At 62.7% G+C, this 20,401-nt stretch carries 21 protein-coding genes and 3 tRNA genes; 14 read left to right on the top strand and 10 right to left on the bottom strand.

Translation table 11 applies throughout. The features are described 5' to 3' along the window. Positions 1-12 precede the first annotated feature (12 nt). Positions 13-756 (bottom strand): glycine zipper 2TM domain-containing protein, encoded by a 744-nt coding sequence (locus Q8L50_RS17000; protein ID WP_305349817.1) that lies wholly within the window; start codon positions 754-756, stop codon positions 13-15. Between the two features lie 160 nt (positions 757-916). Further along, positions 917-1,273: an arsenate reductase gene (locus Q8L50_RS16995; RefSeq protein ID WP_305349816.1), complete on the bottom strand. Its 357-nt coding sequence runs from the start codon at positions 1,271-1,273 to the stop codon at positions 917-919. Between the two features lie 143 nt (positions 1,274-1,416). Between Q8L50_RS16995 and folC the strand changes: the two genes are divergently transcribed. The 9 genes from folC to Q8L50_RS16950 all read left to right on the top strand — a co-directional run bounded on the left by folC (position 1,417) and on the right by Q8L50_RS16950 (position 8,672). Then, positions 1,417-2,736 (top strand): bifunctional tetrahydrofolate synthase/dihydrofolate synthase, encoded by a 1,320-nt coding sequence (folC, locus tag Q8L50_RS16990; RefSeq protein WP_305349815.1) that lies wholly within the window; start codon positions 1,417-1,419, stop codon positions 2,734-2,736. Positions 2,737-2,753: 17 nt separating this feature from the next. Then, positions 2,754-3,548: an SPOR domain-containing protein gene (locus Q8L50_RS16985; RefSeq protein ID WP_305349814.1), complete on the top strand. Its 795-nt coding sequence runs from the start codon at positions 2,754-2,756 to the stop codon at positions 3,546-3,548. Positions 3,549-3,562: 14 nt separating this feature from the next. Beyond that, positions 3,563-4,054: a CvpA family protein gene (locus Q8L50_RS16980; RefSeq protein WP_305349813.1), complete on the top strand. Its 492-nt coding sequence runs from the start codon at positions 3,563-3,565 to the stop codon at positions 4,052-4,054. Positions 4,055-4,075: 21 nt separating this feature from the next. Then, entirely contained in the window at positions 4,076-5,593 is a 1,518-nt protein-coding gene (gene purF, locus Q8L50_RS16975) for an amidophosphoribosyltransferase (RefSeq protein WP_305349812.1), read from the top strand. Positions 5,594-5,595: 2 nt separating this feature from the next. Then, positions 5,596-6,810, top strand: a complete 1,215-nt coding sequence (locus Q8L50_RS16970) for an O-succinylhomoserine sulfhydrylase (RefSeq protein WP_305349811.1) — start codon at positions 5,596-5,598, stop codon at positions 6,808-6,810. Continuing rightward, entirely contained in the window at positions 6,807-8,210 is a 1,404-nt protein-coding gene (gene gltX, locus Q8L50_RS16965) for a glutamate--tRNA ligase (RefSeq protein WP_305349810.1), read from the top strand. The genes Q8L50_RS16970 and gltX overlap by 4 nt, the downstream gene beginning before the upstream one ends. A 60-nt stretch (positions 8,211-8,270) precedes the next feature. Then, positions 8,271-8,346: transfer RNA gene (locus Q8L50_RS16960), tRNA-Ala, on the top strand. A gap of 94 nt (positions 8,347-8,440) precedes the next feature. Continuing rightward, positions 8,441-8,516, top strand: a tRNA-Glu gene (locus tag Q8L50_RS16955). Between the two features lie 79 nt (positions 8,517-8,595). After that, positions 8,596-8,672, top strand: a tRNA-Asp gene (locus tag Q8L50_RS16950). A gap of 137 nt (positions 8,673-8,809) precedes the next feature. On the opposite strand, the gene Q8L50_RS16945 is transcribed toward Q8L50_RS16950, so the two are convergent. From Q8L50_RS16945 to Q8L50_RS16925, 5 genes are read right to left on the bottom strand one after another with little or no spacing between them, the layout of a single operon-like run. After that, positions 8,810-9,055: a hypothetical protein gene (locus Q8L50_RS16945; RefSeq protein WP_305349809.1), complete on the bottom strand. Its 246-nt coding sequence runs from the start codon at positions 9,053-9,055 to the stop codon at positions 8,810-8,812. A gap of 7 nt (positions 9,056-9,062) precedes the next feature. Beyond that, complete coding sequence (locus Q8L50_RS16940) at positions 9,063-9,227, bottom strand: hypothetical protein (RefSeq protein ID WP_305349808.1); 165 nt, start codon at positions 9,225-9,227, stop codon at positions 9,063-9,065. Next, positions 9,224-10,108 (bottom strand): DMT family transporter, encoded by an 885-nt coding sequence (locus Q8L50_RS16935; RefSeq protein ID WP_370869826.1) that lies wholly within the window; start codon positions 10,106-10,108, stop codon positions 9,224-9,226. Before Q8L50_RS16935 ends, Q8L50_RS16940 begins: the two co-directional genes overlap by 4 nt. Positions 10,109-10,125: 17 nt before the next feature. After that, complete coding sequence (locus Q8L50_RS16930) at positions 10,126-10,647, bottom strand: methylated-DNA--[protein]-cysteine S-methyltransferase (protein WP_305349806.1); 522 nt, start codon at positions 10,645-10,647, stop codon at positions 10,126-10,128. A 36-nt stretch (positions 10,648-10,683) separates the two neighbouring features. Continuing rightward, the gene (locus tag Q8L50_RS16925; protein ID WP_305349805.1) at positions 10,684-12,273 is read right to left on the bottom strand and encodes a DNA-3-methyladenine glycosylase 2 family protein; all 1,590 of its coding nucleotides are present in this window, start codon (positions 12,271-12,273) and stop codon (positions 10,684-10,686) included. 112 nt (positions 12,274-12,385) lie between these two features. Here Q8L50_RS16925 and Q8L50_RS16920 point away from each other — a divergent pair, with 112 nt between their 5' ends. The 5 genes from Q8L50_RS16920 (at position 12,386) to Q8L50_RS16900 (ending at position 17,899) form a co-directional block, all read left to right on the top strand. Then, positions 12,386-13,771 (top strand): phosphomannomutase/phosphoglucomutase, encoded by a 1,386-nt coding sequence (locus Q8L50_RS16920; RefSeq protein ID WP_305349804.1) that lies wholly within the window; start codon positions 12,386-12,388, stop codon positions 13,769-13,771. 88 nt (positions 13,772-13,859) lie between these two features. Continuing rightward, positions 13,860-14,912: a lipopolysaccharide heptosyltransferase I gene (waaC, locus tag Q8L50_RS16915; protein WP_305349803.1), complete on the top strand. Its 1,053-nt coding sequence runs from the start codon at positions 13,860-13,862 to the stop codon at positions 14,910-14,912. Next, positions 14,897-16,258: a 3-deoxy-D-manno-octulosonic acid transferase gene (locus Q8L50_RS16910; RefSeq protein ID WP_370869825.1), complete on the top strand. Its 1,362-nt coding sequence runs from the start codon at positions 14,897-14,899 to the stop codon at positions 16,256-16,258. The genes waaC and Q8L50_RS16910 overlap by 16 nt, the downstream gene beginning before the upstream one ends. A 38-nt stretch (positions 16,259-16,296) precedes the next feature. Further along, positions 16,297-16,746, top strand: coding sequence for a DUF4124 domain-containing protein (locus Q8L50_RS16905; protein ID WP_305349802.1), 450 nt, complete (start codon positions 16,297-16,299; stop codon positions 16,744-16,746). Positions 16,747-16,786: 40 nt separating this feature from the next. Next, positions 16,787-17,899 (top strand): DNA alkylation repair protein, encoded by a 1,113-nt coding sequence (locus Q8L50_RS16900; protein WP_305349801.1) that lies wholly within the window; start codon positions 16,787-16,789, stop codon positions 17,897-17,899. Between the two features lie 34 nt (positions 17,900-17,933). Here Q8L50_RS16900 and Q8L50_RS16895 read toward each other — a convergent pair whose 3' ends face one another. The 3 genes from Q8L50_RS16895 to Q8L50_RS16885 are packed head-to-tail and all read right to left on the bottom strand — an operon-like array spanning position 17,934 to position 20,380. After that, positions 17,934-19,277: a TolC family outer membrane protein gene (locus Q8L50_RS16895; protein ID WP_305349800.1), complete on the bottom strand. Its 1,344-nt coding sequence runs from the start codon at positions 19,275-19,277 to the stop codon at positions 17,934-17,936. A gap of 48 nt (positions 19,278-19,325) precedes the next feature. Beyond that, the gene (locus tag Q8L50_RS16890; RefSeq protein ID WP_305349799.1) at positions 19,326-19,682 is read right to left on the bottom strand and encodes a rhodanese-like domain-containing protein; all 357 of its coding nucleotides are present in this window, start codon (positions 19,680-19,682) and stop codon (positions 19,326-19,328) included. A 14-nt stretch (positions 19,683-19,696) separates the two neighbouring features. Beyond that, positions 19,697-20,380, bottom strand: coding sequence for a protein-L-isoaspartate O-methyltransferase (locus tag Q8L50_RS16885; RefSeq protein ID WP_305349798.1), 684 nt, complete (start codon positions 20,378-20,380; stop codon positions 19,697-19,699). Positions 20,381-20,401 lie beyond the last annotated feature (21 nt).

Raw genomic sequence — 20,401 nt, 5'->3', positions numbered from 1 at the left:
TATCTGATCAGCTCAACGCCAGTGGCGGTGACCGTGCCCATATCCACCCCGGCTGTAACCGAAGTTGAGTGACACACCCACCGGCGGGTAATACGGACGCGAGTAATAGCCGGGGTAAGTCAGCACAGGCGCAATCACCTGGGGTTGTACATACACCGGCTGCTGCGAATAGACCGGCTGCGAATACACGGGTTGCGAATACACGGGTTGGCCATAACCCGTCTGCGGATAGGGCTGGGCAAATCCCGGTTGCACGGCAGCCTGGGGCTGCGAGGGCATGGCGCCCACCGGGGTGGCCTGCAAGCGCACGTAGGGGCCGGGGTCGTTGGCCATCTGCACGCTGTGTTGCCGGTCGGCGTATTCGTACACCACGTTGTAGTGCGAGGTGCGGTTTTCGTAAGAAACCTGGGTGCCGCACTGCTGCACGTTTTGCACCTGCTGGCGGTTGCCTTCAATGTTGTTGCCTATCATGGCGCCGCCGACCAGGCCAATCACTGTGGCCAGCGCGCGCCCACCGCCGTCGCCAATCGCGTTGCCCATGGCACCACCGGCCAGCGCGCCCATGACGGCGCCCGCACCCGAGCCAGGTGCCTGGGTGATCATGGCTTGGGTATTGCAAACCTGGCGCGGCACGCTGACCTGTTGCACCACAGGTGTGCTGGAGATCACCCGCGCCAGGATGTCCATGGCCGAGGCGTTGACGGCAAACAGGCCGGACGAGGTGGCCAGGGCCGATAAAACAAGTGCTTTTTTCATGATGAGAATTCCTTTTCAGCCGGCTGGTTAAGCCCTTGTGGGGGTGGCCAAAGTGGCAACGCCCAGTTTAATGTTTGGGAGCTGTTTTGGTGCACACAAGTTCGGTAAATCACTGTAAAGCTGGTGCTGCCTGGCCAGGCTTTACACAGGGACGAAGCCGCTATGACAACCTGGCCGCCCAGCTTGCCGGGTCAAACCCGACCGTGGTTGCGCTGCCTTTTGGGCCCCACTCGACCACCGGTCGTTTGATGATGCTGGGCTGGGCCTGCATCAGGGCCATGGCGCTGGCGGCGTCCTTGATGCCGGCCTGGGCTGCCGCGTCAAGCTTGCGCCAGGTCGTGCCTTGCCGGTTCAGCAGTTTTTCCCAACCCACGGCGTGCTCCCAGGCGGCCAGCCGGTCAGTGGGGACACCGAGTTTTTTGAAATCGTGAAATTCACAGGCCAGTCCCCGCTCTGCCAGCCAGGCGCGGGCTTTTTTGACGCTGTCGCAGTTGGAAATGCCGTAAACAATGATCATGCTCGCCATTTTTACATGTTTGCAAGCCAAATTGGCCTGCGGCCCTTGGTGGGTATGCGTAAGCAGCTATGAAGTTAATAGCGTAGGGGGGTGACACCCGGATGCCAGGCCGAGATTCGCCAGCGGCGACAATACGGCCCTGTATGAACAAACCTGCCACCCTTGACGACTGGCTCGCGCACTGCGAGCGCCTGCACCCCACCACCATAGAACTTGGCCTGGCCAGGGTGCGGGGCGTCGCGCAGCGCATGGGGCTGCGTTTTGACTGTCCGGTGATCACCGTGGCTGGCACCAATGGCAAAGGTTCCAGCTGCGCCATGCTGGAGGCCATTTTGGGTCAGGCGGGCTACCGCACCGGGCTGTACACCTCGCCGCATCTGGTGCATTTTGAAGAGCGCTGCCGCGTTCGCGGCGAGATGGTGCAGGCTGCGGCCCTGCTGCCGCATTTTGAGCGGGTAGAAGCCCTGCGTGGTGACACCTCGCTGACTTACTTCGAGTTCACCATGCTGGCCATCTTCAGCCTGCTGGCCGAGTCCGGCCTGGACGTGGTGATTCTGGAGGTCGGTGTTGGTGGCCGGCTCGATTCGGTCAACATCATCGATACCGATTGCGCGCTGATCACCAGCATCGACATTGACCACACCGAACTGCTGGGCAAGGACCGGGAAAGTATTGGTTTTGAAAAAGCCGGCATCATGCGCGCCGGCAAACCGGCGGTCATCAGCGACCCCGTGCCGCCGCAAAGTGTGCTGAAGCACGCCGCAGAAGTGGGCGCTGACCTGTGGCGCCTGGGCCATGACTTCAACTTCTCGGGTGACAAGCAGCAATGGGCCTGGGCAGGTCGCGGTCGTCGTTATGCCGGTCTGGCCTACCCGGCGCTGCGCGGCGCCAACCAGCTGGTCAATGCGTCGGGCGTGCTGGCAGCGCTGACGGCCTTGCGCGATCGCCTGCCGGTGACGGCTCAGGCGGTGCGCAACGGCTTGGGCATGGTCGAGCTGCCCGGGCGTTTTCAGATCATCTCGGGCCAGCCCACGCTGGTGCTGGACGTGGCACACAACCCGCATTCAGTCGCCGCCCTGGCTGAAAACCTGGATGCCATGGGTTTTTACCCCTGCACACACGGCGTGTTTGGCGTCATGGCCGACAAGGACCTGACGCAAATGCTCGCGCGTGTCGGGCCGCTGGTGGACCGCTGGTATTTCACCGACCTGCCTACAGCCCGGGCCGCCAAATCTGGCGATTTGCTGGCAACCTGGCAGGCGTCCAACATCCGCCGCGATGCCCGGGGCAGCGTCTGGGCCGACCCGGCTCAGGCACTGCGTGCAGCGGTCGCCGCAGCAGACCCCGCTGATAGAATTGTCGTGTTCGGATCGTTCTACACCGTGGGAGGGGTGTTGAAAGACGGTTTGCCCCGGCTTTTTGCCCCGCACGCTGCGCCAGCTCCCTCATCAACCGATATCTAAGGGATACCCTCCACACCATGCCGTTTTTCAACTTTCGTCGGGGCCAACCCGCTGCTGCTTCCGCCGGATCGGGTGCCCAGACCGAAAGCGTGGACGTCATACGCAGACGCGCCAAACACCGCCTGATTGGCGCTGTGGTGCTGGTGCTGGCGGGTGTGATTGGTTTTCCTCTGCTGTTTGACACCCAGCCCCGGCCGGTTGCGGTGGACATCCCGATTGAAATACCTTCCAAAGCCGCAGTCAAACCGCTGGCCATGCCAGGCCCGGTGGCTGCACCTGCGCAGGCCGCCAGTGGCTCTGTAGCCGCTGCATCCGGCGTGGCGGCCCCGGCCAGTCTCACCCCCCGTGAAGAAATCGTAACGGACAAAAAGGCTGCAGCCCAGACCAGTCCTGCGCCAGCAGCTATCAAAAACGAAGCAAAAACAGAGCCTGCCGCCGAGCCCAAGCCGCTTGCCAAAGCACCAGCGGCCAGTGCGGCCAGCGACGACGGCAGCCGCGCCAAGGCGCTGCTGGACGGCAAGGTCGCTGCTGCTGCAAGTGCTGCCAAAACGGTGGACAGCAAACCGGCTGCTGCTGAGGCGGAAGGCCGCCATGTGGTGCAGGTCGGCGCTTTTGCCGATGCCGACAAGGCCAGAGACGTGCGGCAAAAGCTGGAGAAGGCGGGCCTCAAAACCTACACCCAGGTGGCCGAGACCAAGGACGGCAAACGTATCCGCGTGCGGGTCGGGCCTTTTGACAGCAAGGCCGACGCCGACAAGGCCGCCAGCAAGATCAAAAGCCTTGATTTGCCGGCCGCCGTCCTGACCTTGTAATTGCTGGCAACGCTGTGGCTGTTGCTGACTGGGCTTTTCTGGGGGTTTTGGCGGTTTCGCTGATCATTGGCGCATGGCGTGGGTTGGTGTACGAAGTGTTGTCGGTTCTGGGTTGGGCGCTGTCGTTCTACCTGGCCCAGTTTTTTGCCCCGGACGTGGCTGGCCGTTTGCCCTTGCAGGGCGCTTCAGAGCCGGTGCGTTACGCGGCCGCTTTTGTACTGGTGTTTGTGCTCGCGGTGTTGTTGGCCGGTCTGGTGGCGGTGCTGTTCAAAAAGATGGTGGAAGCCATTGGCCTGCGGCCTGTAGATCGCACGTTGGGCGCTGCGTTTGGCCTGGTGCGCGGAGTCATTTTGTTGCTGGCCTTGACGGTGGTCGTCAACATGACTGCTTTCAAAAGCAGCATCTGGTGGCAACAGTCCCAGGGCGCTGAAGTGTTGACAGCGGCACTCAAGGGCCTGAAACCGGTGTTGCCGGAACAGTTTGCAAAGTACCTGGTCACGGAATGACGAATTGATGAACGGAAATGTATGTGCGGAATAGTTGGTGTTGTCAGCAACGCCCCGGTGAACCAGCTGATTTACGACGGTCTGCTGCTGCTGCAGCACCGTGGCCAGGACGCGGCGGGAATCGTCACGCAGCAAGGCCGCAAGTTCTTCATGCACAAGGCCAAGGGCATGGTGCGCGACGTGTTTCGCACGCGCAACATGCGCGCGCTGCCGGGCAATGTGGGCCTGGGTCAGGTGCGTTACCCGACGGCCGGCAATGCCTACAGCGAGGATGAGGCCCAGCCGTTTTATGTCAACGCGCCGTTTGGCCTGGTGCTCTCGCACAACGGCAACCTGACCAATGCGGCGGCGCTCAAGGCCGAACTCTTCACCACCGATCACCGCCACATCAACACCGACAGCGACTCGGAAGTGTTGCTCAACGTGCTGGCGCATGAGCTGGAAAAAACCACACGCGGTCTGCCGCTCAAACCGGCTGATGTGTTTGCCGCAGTGCGCGGCGTGCACAAACGCATACAGGGCTCTTACGCCGTGGTGGCGCTGATTGCCGGCCACGGTTTGCTGGCCTTTCGCGACCCCTACGGCATTCGCCCGCTGTGCCTGGGCCGCGGCCAGAACGAAAGCGGCAGCACCGTCATGGTGGCCAGCGAGTCGGTGGCACTGGAGGGCACGTCGCACCAGTTCGAGCGCGACATCGCGCCGGGCGAAGCGGTGTTTGTTGACCTTGAAGGCACGGTGCATGCCGAGCAGTGCGCTGCGCATTCGCAGCTGATGCCCTGCATTTTTGAGTTTGTTTATCTGGCGCGGCCAGACTCGGTGCTGGACGGCATCTCGGTGTACCAGGCGCGTCTGAACCTGGGCGAAACCCTGGCCAAACGTGTGGTCTCCACCGTGCCGCCGAATGAAATCGACGTGATCATCCCCATCCCCGAGTCCAGCCGCCCGAGCGCGACGCAACTGGCGCACCTGCTGGGCATTCCCTACCGCGAAGGGTTTGTCAAAAACCGCTATGTGGGCCGCACCTTCATCATGCCGGGCCAGGGCGTGCGCAAAAAATCCGTTCGCCAAAAACTCAATGTGATCGCCAGCGAGTTCAAGGGCCGCAATGTGCTGCTGGTGGACGACTCCATCGTGCGCGGCACCACCTCCAGAGAAATCGTGCAGATGGCGCGTGATGCGGGTGCCAAAAAAGTCTATCTGGCGAGCGCCGCGCCGCCTGTGCGTTTCCCCAATGTCTACGGCATCGACATGCCGACCGCCGACGAGCTGGTCGCGCACGACCGCACGATCGAGGAGATTCGCGTCGCGATTGGTTGTGATGCGCTGATTTACCAGGACGTGGAAGGCATGAAACGCGCCATCGGCTCGCTCAACGGAAAGCTCGATGGTTTTGACGCCTCCTGTTTTGACGGCGTGTACATCACCGGCGGCATCACGCCGGAAAGCATTGCCAAAATGAACGAGCAGCGGGTGGACAGCAGCGAGGAGGGCGAGGTCGATGTTTCGCGCCTGGCGCTGCCCAATCCGCAGGAAGCCTGACCATGGCATCAAGCAAACTCCCCGACAAGCTGCACCGTGACACACTCGCTGTACGTGTTGCGCTGGAGCCCAGCCAACATGGCGAAAACTCGGAAGCGCTGTACCTGACCAGCGGTTTTGTGCAGCCCGATGCCGAAACCGCAGCCCGGCGTTTTGCCGGTACTGAAGAAGGCTACACCTACGGCCGCACGTCCAACCCCACGGTCACCAGCTTTGAGCAGCGACTGGCCGCGCTGGAAGGAACGGAAGCCGCCATCGCCGCTTCCACTGGCATGGGAGCCATCCTCATGATGTGCATGGGGCTGCTCAAATCCGGGGACCATGTGATTTGTTCGCGTTCCATGTTCGGCTCGACCATCAACCTGATCGGCCGGGAGTTTGGCAAGTTTGGTGTCGAAACTACCTTTGTGTCGCAGACCGATGTGGGCGAGTGGAAGTCTGCACTCAAGCCGAGCACCAAACTGCTGTTTGCCGAAACACCCACCAACCCCCTGACCGATGTGTGCGACATCGCCGCGCTGGCCGACCTGGCGCACAGTGTCGGCGCACTGCTGGCTGTGGACAATTGTTTCTGCACGCCTGCGCTGCAGCGGCCCGTCGAACTCGGCGCCGACCTCGTCATCCATTCCGGCACCAAATACCTTGATGGCCAGGGCCGCGTCATGGCCGGGGCCATTTGCGGTCCTTCGAAGCTGATCGTTGACGTGTTCGGCCCGGTCGTTCGCACGGCTGGCATGACCTTGTCCCCTTTCAACGCCTGGGTGGTGCTCAAGGGGCTTGAGACACTGGGTATTCGCATGCAGGCTCAGTGCGCCAATGCGCTTGCCTTTGCGCAGTGGCTGGAAAAGCAGCCGGCTGTTTCGCGCGTTTATTACCCCGGGCTTGCATCGCATCCGCAGCACGAACTTGCCATGCGCCAGCAATCGGGGCAGGGCGGCGCGGTGGTTTCGTTCGATGTGCGCGGGGACACCCCTGAAATTGCGCGAGCCAACGCGTTCCATGTCATCAACAGCGTACGCGTGATGAGCATTGCCACCAACCTCGGCGATACAAAAACCATCATCACTCACCCCGGCACCACCTCGCATGGACGCCTGACCGAAGTGCAGCGCCAGGCAGCCGGTATCGGGCAGGGCCTGATCCGCGTGGCTGTTGGTTTGGAGCATATCGAAGACCTGAAGACCGACCTGCTGCGTGGCCTGGACACCCTGACATGACACCGAAGACACGCACCCGCTTCGCACCTTCCCCCACCGGCTTCATCCACCTCGGCAACATCCGCTCGGCGCTGTATCCGTGGGCGTTTGCGCGTTCCACCGGCGGCGACTTCATCCTGCGCATCGAGGACACCGATGTCGAGCGCTCATCGCAGGAGGCCGTCGATGTGATCATCGAAGGCATGCGCTGGCTGGGCCTCAATTACGACGAAGGCCCGGTTTACCAGATGCAGCGCATGGACCGCTACAAGGCAGTGCTCGCGCAAATGGTCTCTGACGGCCTGGTCTATCCCTGCTACATGAGCATGGCCGAGCTTGATGCGCTGCGCGAGCAGCAGATGGCCGACAAACAAAAACCGCGTTATGACGGCACCTGGCGGCCCGAAGCCGGCAAAACCTTGCCGGCCGTGCCCGAAGGTGTGCTGCCGGTGCTGCGCTTCAAGAACCCGCAAGGCGGCGCCGTGGTCTGGGACGACAAGGTCAAGGGCCGCATCGAGATCAGCAACGACGAGCTTGATGACCTGGTGATTGCGCGGCCCGACGGTACGCCGACCTACAACTTCTGCGTGGTCGTCGATGACATGGACATGGGCATCACGCACGTGATCCGCGGCGACGACCATGTCAACAACACACCGCGCCAGATCAACATCTTGCGCGCGCTGGGCAAAGACGTGCCGGTGTATGCGCATCTGCCGACCGTGCTCAATGAGCAGGGCGAGAAGATGAGCAAGCGAAACGGCGCCAAAGCCGTCACGCAGTACGCGAAGGAGGGCTACCTGCCCGACGCCATGGTCAACTACCTGGCGCGTCTGGGCTGGAGCCACGGCGACGATGAAATTTTCAGCCGTGAACAATTTTTGCAGTGGTTCAACCTCGACCACCTCGGCAAAAGCGCCGCGCAATTTGACGAGGCCAAACTGCGTTGGGTCAATGCCCAGCACATGAAGGTCATGGCCGATGAACAACTGGCCGATCTGGTTGCGCCTTTCCTCAGTGAACACGCCTTGTCTACCCTCGATGTCACGCGGCGCGTGGCGGCCTGCGCCTTGCTCAAAGACCGCTGCAGCACCCTGGTGGAGCTGGCCGAGTGGATCGCCGTGCTGGTCGCAGACGAGCTGGTCAGCGCCGAAGAGATCAGGGCCCAGGTGCCGCCCGAAGTCCTGCCAGCGGTTGAAAAACTGGCGGAGCTGCTGGCAAGTTGCGAGTGGACCAAGGCAGGCATTGCCGCAGCCATCAAGCAGGTGCTGCTTGACACCGGCCTGAAGATGCCGCAACTGGCCATGCCGGTGCGGGTGCTGGTGGCGGGCCGGCCACAAACCCCGTCGCTCGACGCCTTTGTGGCTTTGATGGACCGTGAAAACGTCATTGCCCGGCTGGCGCGCTTGAAAGCGCTTTGATTTTCGGGCTATAATTCAAGGCTCGACAATTGCAGGGAAACCCGCATTGCAGGACGGTACGGGGGTATAGCTCAGCTGGGAGAGCGCTTGCATGGCATGCAAGAGGTCATCGGTTCGATCCCGTTTACCTCCACCAATCAACTGTCCTGAAATTTTGTCGGTAAAAGTTTTTGAGTTGAGTTTTTTTGAGCGGGTTTGCAAAAACCTGTTTCCGGAAGTTCCAAGGTTTTGACCCCATCGTCTAGAGGCCTAGGACACTACCCTTTCACGGTAGGTACCGGGGTTCGAATCCCCGTGGGGTCGCCAGCATTCATCACACCAGCTGTGTGATGCACAAGGCGCAAGCAGTTAGCACTTGGCTCGCAAGAGCAGACGCTATCTACCAGGAGCGGTAGTTCAGTTGGTTAGAATACCGGCCTGTCACGCCGGGGGTCGCGGGTTCGAGTCCCGTCCGCTCCGCCAGTATTGAAGGGTTTGCTGCTATGAAAATAGAAGCAAACCCTTTTTGCTTTCCGGCCCCGACATTCGCACGCCGGCCGGGGTTATTCCGGGTGACGCATGGCGACGGCGCAACCAGACGGGTTCACGCGGCACTTTTTTCAGCGCCCGGTCGGGCAGTAGCTGTTTTTCGGTTCTTCGCCGCGCAGGTACTGCAATTCCTCTTCTTCGGTGGCCTTGCGCACTGTCGCCAGCTTGGCGCGCTCGCCGTACAGGTCTTTCAGGGCGTCCGTCATTTTCTGAAACGGATCGTCCTTGGGCTCGAAGGCCTTGAACCAGCGGCGCGCACGGCCTTCGTAGTGGAAGTCCACGACCCAGATGACGGATGTTTTGAAAAATTCAGCCATGCGAAGGTCAGCTTTCGCTCAGTAATTTTTTGAGCGCCATTTTTTCCTCTCGCCGCAGCGCGGCCTGCGGCTTGCGGTGTGAGCCCGCCTTGCGCAGGGCTGCCGGCGCCACCAGCGGGTTGCGCGGCTTGCTGGCTGTCAGCTTGAGCTTGAATTTGCGTGCAGAACTCATCGACCGATTTTAAGCAAGCCGGTGGACAGCGCCGTGCCGCAAATGATCACCACGGCGCACAGCAGCATCCACAGCGTGACCGTCTCTCCCAGAAAGACCAGGCCGTAAAACACCGCAAACACCGGCACCACAAAGGTGACGGCCAGCGCCCGCGCCGGGCCGGCGGTAGCTATCAGCCTGAAATAAAGGACGTAGGCAATGCCGGTGCACAGGACGCCGACTGCCAGCAGGGCCAGCCAAGCGCTGCCGCCAGGCAAACGCGCGGGCCACAGCCACGCGGCGGGCAGGGCCAGCCCCAAGGTCGCGCCGATCTGGCTGCCGGCGGCGGTGACCAGCGGCGGCAGGCCGGTGAGGTACCGCTTGGTATAACTGGCCGAAAGTGCATAACAAAGGCAGGCAAACAGGCATGCCAGCACGGCCCAGCCGGGTGCCAGGCCCGAGGTATCTGGCTTGAAAGTGGCCTTGTCCCAGGCCAGCATCGCCACGCCGGCAAAACCGACCAGCAGGCCCAGCACACGCGAGCCCGTGGGCCGGTCTTTCAGCCACACCCAGGCGACGACCGCACCGAACATCGGCACGGTCGCATTCAGGATGGCCGACAGCCCGGTGGTGATGGACAGCAGCGCGAATGCAAAACAGGCGAACGGAATCCCGGAGTTGAACAGGCCCACCAGAAAGACGCGGCGCCAGTTGCGCGTTAGCGCTGCGCCGTGACCGCGCCACAGCACCAGCGGCAGCAAAAAGGCAGCAGCAATCGCGACCCGCACCGCAGCGGTGGGTAGCGGGCCGAAGTCCACGACGGCGATACGCATGAACAGAAAAGACGAGCCCCAGATGGCCGCCAGCAATACAAAATCGCTGACCCAGGTCTTGCTACTCAAGGTGGGTATCACGGCACTCACCGCGCGCCCTCATGGGCCACACCCTCCAGCTGGAGCAGGGCACTTTTGCGTTCCAGGCCGCCGGCGTAACCCGTCAGCGCGCCGCCGGCACCCATCACGCGGTGGCAGGGCACGATGATGCTGACCGGGTTGCGGCCCACCGCCGCGCCGACTGCGCGCACGGCAGCCGGTTTGCCGATGCGCCGGCTCACCTCGCCGTAACTCGCGGTGCCGCCTTGGGGTATCTTCAGCAGCGCCTGCCAGACCGATTGCTGGAAAGCCGTGCCGTAGGCCAGGTCCAGCGGCACGTCGAACTGTGTGCGCTGCCCGGCGAAATAGTCGGTGAGCTGCCGGATGACTTCCTGCAGCACCGGATGGTCCGGGTTTGCAGGCCAGATGACAGGCCCCGCCAACTCCACCGGTAAATGCCGCTGGCCGTCAAACCAGAGCCCTGCCAGGCCTTTTGCCGTTGCCGCGATGATGATGCTACCCAGCGGGCTGTCGTAGCGTGTCTGCACAATAGGGTTGTGAAATTTCATGATGATCTCCTTGAGAGTGTCTCTCATTGAGGGGCGTCAGGGTTTTATGGAACGTTTTAGGGTGTCGGCCCTTGCTGGTTGTGCGCGGGTAGCTATAAATTCAGTAGCATTTTGTGTGGCTGGTGCAAGCGCCGAGGGCTGCATCGCGCCGCTCCAGGCACGAATCACCGCATAACTGCGCCAGGGCTTCCAGGCAAGTGAGGCCTGCTCGGCTTCTTTCGCCGGGTTCTTCTGACCCTGTACTCCCAGCGCCTTGTGCAGCGCCACGTCCCCGGCCGGAAAGGCATCGGGCCAGCGCAAGGCCCGCATCGCGATGTATTGCGCCGTCCAGTCGCCGATGCCAGGCAATTCTTTCAACGCTGCAATGGTGGCATTGACGTCGGCACCGCCATGCAATTGCACGCGTTTTTCGGCCACCGCCTGGGCGATACCAACAATCGCCGTCTGGCGTTGGCGCACGATGCCGAGCTGCCCCAGCGTGTTGCCGCTGGCCTGCGCCAACACGGCGGGCGCGGGGAACAGGCGCGTCAGGCCCGGCCACGGCGTTTCAATTGCCTCGCCAAGTTTGTCGACCATGCGCTGCGCCAGGGTGCGCGCTGCTGCCACCGTGATCTGCTGGCCCAACACGGCGCGCACCGCCAGCTCGTAGCCGTCCATGGCGCCGGGCACACGCAGGCCATCACCGCCTGGAAAACTGTCGTGCAGCACGGCGTTGATGGCCTGCGGGTCGGCATCCAGGTCCAGCATGGCGCGCACCCGGCGTATCACCAGTGGCAACACCTCGCGCAGCGAGTCGCTGATATGCAGCGCGACATGGCAACGGCTTTCGTCAAAGCTGGCCAGCAGCCAGCCGGCGTGGACTTTGCCGCCGGTTTCGACGCGGAAGGTACGGCCCATTTTTGTTGCACCAGCCGCCTCATCAATAAACTCGATTGCGTGGATCTGGCGCTTTTTGAAGAAGCCCGTCATGGCCGCGACGTCATAAGGCGGGCGATAGCCAAGCTTCACGGTGATGCCCTGGTCTGACGGCGCGCTGCCCTGGCGCCGCAACTGCGTCGGGTTCAGCCCGTAATGCCCGACAAAGGCGGCGTTGAAGCGGCGCACACTGGCATACCCGCTGATCAGCGCGATCTGCGTGATTGGCAGTGCCGTGTCGGCCAGCAACTGCTTGGCAGTCAGCAGCCGGCGCGTCTGCAGGTACTGCATCGGCGAAACACCGAATTGCGTTTCAAAAATGCGCCGGACGTGGCGGTCGCTGACGCCCAACCTGGCAGCCAGCGATTCCACCGAAGGCAGCCCCCCTGGCCATGCGTCGGGCTCGTCCAGCAAACGGGCGGCCTGGTGCGCCAGGATGTAGCTCGCATCCTGAATCGACCACACCACCGAATGTGGCGCCAGTTCGGGCCGGCAGCGCAGGCAGGGCCGAAAACCCGCGCCCTCAGCCTGTGCCGCATGACCAAAAAAACGGCAATTTTCGCGTTTGGGTGTCTTCACGCTGCAGACCGGCCGGCAGTAAATGCCGGTGGACGTGACGCCGGTAAAAAAGCGCCCGTCAAACCGCGCATCGCGCGTTTTCAGCGCAAGGTAACAGGCGTCGTCGGCCAGGGGGGCGGTGCTCGGGGTCATGGCTTCATGATACGCGGCGGGCTGCTTGTAGCTAGCCGTTTCCGGACATCTCCCAGCCATTCCCGGCGCCTACAATCAGTCGATTTTCCGCAACCTTCAGGAGCCCCAGCGCATGCCATTTGACGCATCGATTTTCAAGGCCTATGACATCCGTGGCGTAGTGCCTGCCACCGTCAATGAAGCCGTCGCCGAGGCGCTGGGCCGCGCCTTTGGCAGCGCTGCGCTGGCACAGGGCGAAAGCGCCGTGGCTGTGGGGCGCGACGGGCGCCTGAGCGGGCCGGTCATCAGTGCCGCATTGATTCGTGGTCTGGCGGCCAGCGGGGTGGATGTGATTGATATCGGCATGGCAACCACCCCCATGCTCTATTTTGCGGCCAGTACCCTGGCCAGCTCGGGCATACAAATCACCGGCAGCCACAACCCCAAGGACTACAACGGCTTCAAGATGGTGCTGGCCGGCCGCGCGATTTTTGGCGAAGACATTCAGGCGCTGCGCAAAAGCATGGAGGCACAAGACTGGGCCATGCCCGCTCAGGCCGGTCGCATCACCCATGTCAATGTGCTGGCACCTTACCGCGACCGCATCGTGTCCGACATCAAACTCAAGCGGCCGATGAAAATTGTCATCGACTCCGGCAACGGCATTGCTGGCGCCTCGGCCCCCGGCATCTTTCGCGCGCTCGGCTGTGAAGTAACCGAGCTGTTCAGCGAGGTCGATGGCGATTTTCCCAACCACCACCCGGACCCGAGCAAACCGGAAAACCTCAAGGACCTGATCGCCGCGCTGCAGTCGGGCGACGCCGAGCTGGGCTTGGCCTTTGACGGCGACGGTGATCGCCTGGGCATCGTCACGCGGGACGGCCAGAACATTTACCCCGACCGGCAGATGATGCTGTTTGCGCGCGATGTGCTGTCGCGCGTACCGGGCGGCACCATCCTGTACGACGTCAAATGTTCGCAGCGCCTGGCGCCCGAGATCGAAGCGGCGGGTGGCGTGCCCATGATGTACAAGACCGGCCACTCGCTGATCAAGGCGAAGATGAAAGAGGTCAACTCCCCGCTGGGTGGCGAGATGAGCGGCCACATCTTTTTCAAGGAGCGCTGGTTTGGCTTTGACGACGGCACCTATGCCGGCGCGCGCTTGCTGGAGATATTGAGTAAGGTGGACGACGTCGGCGCACTTCTCAACGGCCTGCCGACCAGCTTCAGCACCCCAGAGCTCAACGTAGCCTGCAAGGAAGGCGAGCCGCACGCGGTGGTGGAGGCGCTTATTAAGCTCGCGGCCTTTCCGGCGCCGGCAAAAGTCAGCACGATTGACGGCGTGCGTGTGGACTGGCCGGACGGCTTTGGTTTGATCCGCGCGTCCAACACCACGCCGGTGCTGGTGCTGCGTTTTGAAGGCCACACCGAGGCGGCGCTCCAGCGCATCGAGGCCGACATGCTCAAGTTGCTGCGCAGCGTCAAGCCTGACGCCAGCTTTGCTGCCCCTGCCCACTGATGCCCCCACGCTCGTCACTGCCATCTACCGTTTGTCCTGAGCTTGTCGAAGGATGCGCCCCGAGAGGGTTGACCTTGCTTGGGGCCTTGTGAAAATACTGCTCGTCAAACTCTCGTCCCTCGGCGACGTGGTGCACACGCTGCCCGTGGTGCAGGACATCCTGGTCGCGCATCCCGGTGCGCAGATCGACTGGGTGGTCGAGAAAGCCTTTGCGCCGCTGTTGACCCCGCTGCGGGGCGCGGGCCTGCAGCGTGTCATCTCCTGCGAGCTGAGGCGCTGGCGCAAGTCGCCATTCAGTGCTGCCACGCGCAGCGCCTGGCGCGCCTTCCGGCGCGAGCTGCAAAGCCAGCGTTACGACGCCGTCATCGACCTGCAGGGCCTGACCAAGTCGGCGCTGCTCGCCTGGCTGGCGCGCCTGTCGCCCGGTGGCAAACGTTACGCCATGGCCAACCAGACCGAAGGCTCGGGCTACGAAGCGCCCACCCGCTGGCTGGCCGATGTGGCGATAGTGCTGGAGCCGCACATCCACGCGGTGCAGCGCGGGCGCGAGTTGTCGGCCCGCGCGCTGGGCTACCCGCTGGATACGCTGCCAGCTTATGGCTTAAATCGGGCTCCAGCCCACGGTGCTATTGCGCAGACAGCTCCTGAAATGATAGCGTTTGTACATGGCAGCTCACGCGCCGACAAGCAGTGGCCGCAGGAAAACTGGATCACACTGGGCCGGCAATTAAACGCATTGGGTTACCGCATTGCCCTGCCGCACGGCAGCGCAGACGAATTGGCCACCAGCCAGGCGATTGCCACCGCGCTTAACGCAGAAGCAGGGCCAGCGCGCGCCACTGTTTGGCCCCGCTTGCCTCTGGATGAGCTCACGCAAAATTTTGCGCAATGTGCAGGCGTGATTGGCGTGGACAGCGGCCTCAGCCACATCGCTGTCGCCCTGGATGTACCGCATGTGCAGATCTACAACTTTGACACAGCCTGGCGCACCGGGCCCCTGACCGGCATGGCCGGTGCTGACGCACCGCCGCGTCAACGCAGCGTTTTTGCCCAGCCAACTCCTTCGGTGCAGGCGGTGTGGGACGCCTGGCTCAGTTGCCAGCCCAACCTTCCGTCGGTGTCTGAATGGCAGCCGCTTTGAAAATGGACGCCTTTATACGCAAGTTGTATTCGTGGCTGATGTGGGCGGCGCAGCCTTTTCTGCGGCGCAAACTGCTGCGGCGTGGCCAGGCAGAGCCGGGTTACCTGGAGGCGGTGAACGAGCGTTTTGGTTTTTACAGCCAGGCGCCCGAGGCGCGCTCCGAGCTGGTCTGGATACACGCGGTGTCGCTGGGCGAAACCCGTACCGCTGCCATTTTGCTCAGCAGCCTGCGGGCACAGTGGCCGGGGCTGCGTGTGTTGCTGACCCATGGCACTGCCACCGGTCGCGCTGAGGGTGCCAGCCTGCTGCGCGAAGGCGATGTGCAAGTCTGGCAGCCCTGGGACAGCGAAGCCGCAGTGGCGCGGTTTTTCACGCACTTCAAGCCGCGGCTGGGACTGCTGCTGGAAACCGAAGTCTGGCCCAACACCGTGGCCTTTGCGCGGGCGCGCGGCGTGCCGCTGGCGCTGGTCAATGCGCGCCTGTCGGCCAAGTCGCTGCAACAGGCGCTGCGCATGGCGCCGCTGTCCAAACCGGCGTATGCAGCGCTGGCAGCGGTTTATGCGCAAAGTGAGGGCGATGCCGACCGGCTGTGCTTGCTGGGGGCGCCCGTGCAGGGCGTTTTTGGCAACCTCAAATTTGACGCTGCGCCAGACGCAGCGCAGCAGTTGCTGGGCCGGCAGTGGCGCCAGGCGCTGGGTCGACCGGTGCTGATGCTGGCCAGCTCGCGCGAGGGGGAGGAAGACGATTTCCTCAAGCAAATCAGGGCTCTAGCCCTTTCTGCACCTGCGCAAGCAGCTACTGAAAAGATAGCAGATTACGGCGCGGCAGGGCTGCGGGCTGCAGTTGATTTCCAGATCCTGATCGTGCCGCGCCATCCGCAGCGTTTTGACGAGGTGCGCGCTCTGGTTGAACAACACGGCTTGTCGGTGTCGCGCCGCTCGTCGTGGGGCGCTGCACCGCTACCGGCCGATGTCTGGCTCGGCGACTCACTCGGTGAGATGGCGCTGTATTACGCCCTGAGCGACGTGGCCCTGCTGGGCGGCAGCTATGCGCCTTTGGGCGGCCAGAACCTGATTGAAGCGGCGGCCGGTGGCTGCCCCGTCATCATGGGGCCGCACACTTTCAATTTTGCCGAAGTGGCCGAGCTGGCCGAAGCGGCGGGCGCGGCGCGCCGGGTGCAGGACATGGCCGAAGCCGTGCGCAGCGCCCGCGCCATGCTGAGCAGACCCGCTGCCCAGCAGGCAGCGGCTGCGGCGGGCCTGCAGTTTGCGGCGCAGCACCGGGGCGCGGCTGCCAGCACCGTGCAGGCGCTGGCCAGGTGGTTGGAACAAGGTCTCAAGTCCTGAAAGTGCGTTGAGGCCAGAAAAATACAGGAGGTCGTGTCATGCCTTGTTTATGGATTGCCTTGTTGGCCATGGGTCTGTGGGTGCCGGCCCAGGCCCAGGTGTACAAATGGGTGGACGAAAAAGGCGTGACCCAGTATGGGCAAAAGCCGCCGGCAGACCACAAGGGGCAAAAGATGAAACTGCCCGACGCGCCGCCTGCTGCCGCACGGGGCGCGTCAGCCGCCAAAGACCCGCTGGCCACGGTGCGCGAGCAAGACACCGAATTCAAACGCCGCCAGATTGCCAGGCAGGAAGCAGAGGCCAAAGACTTTCAGGAAGCGGCATCCAGAAAGCAATGGTGCATAGAGGCCAGGGATGATCTTGAGCGCAAGCGCCATGCACGCATTTACGATTTGAACGCCAAGGGCGAGCGCGTTTTCAAAAGCGACGCAAACCGGGATGCCTTTCTTGCCGGCATGGAGGCCGAATACAAGCAGCACTGCAAATAGTGCGTACCGGCGGCCAGGCACTTCAACCAGACGGACCCCCATGGCAGAACCCCTGATCAACCAGTACGGCGCCGATGTGCCCAAGGCCATCGCCCGCATGATCGCCGCCGTGTACCCCCGGTTTGAATCCCGCAAATTTGTTGCCGATGTGCTCACGGGCTACGACGCGCTGGCCCTGATGCCGCGCGGCAAACACATTGCTCACGCGCTGCAGCGTCACCTGCCGCCCGAGTACCCAAAGGCGATAGACATTCTGCTGGCGTCGCTGGACCAGCCGCATGGCCGGCCTGCCGAGCTCAGCATGGCGTCTTTTTTATACCTGCCGCACACGATGTTCGTCGCCCAGTTCGGGCTCGATCATTTTGAAGACTCGATGCGCGCACAACATGCGCTGACGCAGCGCTTCACGGCCGAATTCAGCATCCGCGCCTTTTTGCAGAAACACCAAGCCGCCACACTGGCGCGTTTCAAACAATGGGCCAGCGACCCGAGCGAACATGTGCGCCGCCTGGTGTCCGAAGGCAGCCGCCCGCGCCTGCCCTGGGCCAGCCGCCTGCCGGCGTTTCAAAAAGACCCGGCGCCGGTGCTGGCCCTGCTGGAGCTGCTGAAGGACGACCCGGCGCTGTATGTGCGCCGCTCGGTCGCCAACAACCTCAACGACATCGGCAAGGATCACCCGGACGTTTTGGCGAAGACCGCGAAGCAGTGGCTCAAGGGCGCCAGCGATGAGCGGCGCTGGATCGTGCAACATGCGCTGCGTTCAGCCGTCAAACGTGGTGAGGCTGGTGCGCTGGAGGTGCTGGGATTTGGCAAAAGCGCAGAGGTCGAAGTGTCGAACGCCCGCATCATGCCAAAACGTGTGGTGATGGGCGAGAAGGTGAACATCGCCTTCGACGTTTCCAGCACCAGCAACAAGGCGCAGCAGGTGCTGGTAGATTTTTGTATCCACTACGTGAAAGCCAGCGGCAAGACCAGCGCCAAGGTGTTCAAGCTCAAGGTGCTGGATCTCGCGCCGAAAGAAACGGTCCGATTGGGCAAGACGGTATCTACGGCGGAGATGACCACACGCAAACGCCGTGCGGGGCTGCACCGGGTCGATGTGCTGCTCAACGGGCAGGCGAGGGCGCTTGGCGTGTTTGAGTTGCTGGACTGACGGTCAAGAAGAGGCGCAGTGACTGCGAAGCGGCCTACTGCACCAGCAGCGAATTGATCAGCAGCAAATCCTCTGGCGTTAGCGTGCCGTTGGCCTGGCGCAGCTTCAGGCCGCCGATCAGCACGTTGTAACGGGCAACCGCCAGATCGCGCTTGGTCTGGAACAACTGGCTTTGTGCATTGAGCACATCGATGTTGATCCGCACGCCCACCTGGTAGCCCAGTTTGTTGGCATCCAGCGCGCTTTGGCTGGAGGCTTCAGCGGCTTCCAGCGCTTTGACCTGACCCTGGCCCGACAAGACGCCGAAAAATGCAGTGCGTGTGCCCAGCGCGATGCCACGTTTGGCGCCTTCCAGGTCGGTGCGGGCTTTTTCTTCCAGCGACAGGGTTTCGCGAATGCGATTTTGGGTGGCAAAACCGGCAAACAGGGGCAGGTTCAGCGCCAGCCCGATGGTGGTGCTGTTGCTGCGTGAGTTGAGTGCGCTGGTGGCGCTGCCCTGCGGGTTGCGCTGCGCGCCGTAACTGGCGGTCAGGTCCACCGTGGGCTTGTGGCCGGCCTCGGCCTTGTCAATTTCAAGTTTGGCGACCTCCAGGTTGGCCTGCGCCTGTTTGATGCTGGGGTGAAAGTCTTCGGACTGGCGTACCCACGCCGTCACGTCGCTGGGCACCAGCGGCGGCAGTGCCACCGGCACCAGCAGGCCCCGGGGCTGCGCGTCGGTTTTGCCCACCAGCTGGTCCAGCGCAATTTTCTTGACGCGCAAATCGTTTTCGGCCGCGATCTCTTGCGCCACCACCAGGTCGAACCTGGCCTGCGCCTCGCGTGAGTCGGTGATGGTGGAGGTGCCCACTTCAAAGTTGCGCTTGGCCGAAGCCAGCTGTTCTGCCACCGCTGATTTTTGTGCGCGCACAAAAGCCAGCGTGTCCTGCGCGGCCAGCACATCAAAGTAGGTCTGGCTGGTGCGCACAATCAGGTCCTGCTCGGCGGTCTCCAGTTGCGCCCTGGACAGCTCTACCTGCTGCTTGCCCTGCTCGTAGGTTGCCCAGTTTCCGGGCCGGTACAGCGGCTGTGAGGCATTGACGCTGGCGGTCTGTGCGCTGAAGCTGCGGTCCACCACCGGGTTGGTGTTTTCAAAGTTGGTGCGGTTCACGCCCGCAGACAGGCCGGCAGTCGGCAGAATGCCGGCCTTGGCTTGTTCGGCTTTGGCCAGATTCGCCTGGTACAGCGAGCGTGATGACTGGTAGGCGGCGTCATAGTCGCGTGCCGAGCGGTACAGCTCCACCAGGTTTTGCGCCTGCGCTGCGGGCGCCCAGGCGGCCAGCACGGCGCTGACCAGCAGAGCCAGTGGCAACAAGGCAGGTTGTTTCAATAGCGTTGTCATGCGGGTCCTGATAGAAGTAAAAATCAGAGAAAGTGGGGAGGCAACAAGTCAGTACAGCGGCACAGTCGCGTCGCGCTGCCCGGTCCAGGCCGGAATGCCGCCTTGCAGGTTGACCACCTGGGTAAAGCCGTTTTGCACCAGATAAGCGGCCACCTGCTGGCTGCGCATGCCGTGGTGGCACAGGCAGGCCACAGGCTGGTCAGGTGACAATTCTTCTCTCAGCCCTTCCAGCCGTGCAGGGACTTCACGCATGGGGATATGCACCAGTGTGAAACCTTCAGCCTTGACCGATGCGGTTTGCAACTCCCACGGTTCGCGCACGTCCAGCACGATGGGCGTGGGTGCGTCGGCCGGAAGGCTGGCAAGCCAGTCGGCAAAATTGGCAGGGGCGAGCTGAGGAACCATGAGAGCGGTTTTTTCTAGAAGCTGAATCTGGAAGGCTCAGGGAAATTGAGCAGGCGTGGGGCTACCGTGTCCCAGCCTTGGGTGGTGCGGAAGGCGGTCTCACCCACGCGGGTGACCAGTGTGGCGCGCATCATGGGCTCAAAGCCGACGATGGCGCTGAGGCGTCCGCCGACTTTCAGCATGGCCTGCAGGGCGGGTGGCACCTCGGCCACCGAACCGCTGAGCACAATCACGTCAAACGGGCCGCTGAGCGGGTCGCTGCTTGAGACGGCCTGACCCAGTTTGGCGGCGCCGTCGCCAGTGCGCACTTCGGCGTTGTAGATGCCGGCTTTCTCCAGGTTGTCGCGCGCCACCTCGGCCAGGGCGGCGTCGATCTCCAGGGTGATGACCTGTTGCGCGCGGTGGGCCAGCAGGGCGGCCATGTAGCCGGAGCCGGTACCGATCTCCAGCACTTTTTCGTGTTTTTGGACAGCGAGATCTTGCAACATCCGCGCCTCTACCTTGGGCGCCAGCATGGCCTGCCCCGGTTTGGCGGTCAGCGCAATTTCCATGTCGGCAAAAGCCATGGCCTTGCGTGCAGCCGGTACAAAATCTTCGCGCCTGACCACTGCCAGCAGGGAGAGTACCTGGCTGTCCAGCACTTCCCAGGGGCGGATCTGCTGTTCAATCATGTTGAAGCGGGCTTGTTCGTAGTTCATGGCGTGGCCTTTAGAAAGCGG

It is taken from the genome of Polaromonas sp., assembly GCF_030680935.1.
GTDB lineage: Bacteria > Pseudomonadota > Gammaproteobacteria > Burkholderiales > Burkholderiaceae_C > Polaromonas.
Note: the sequence above shows the minus strand (reverse complement) of the source record. Positions and strands in the feature narration are given on the sequence as shown.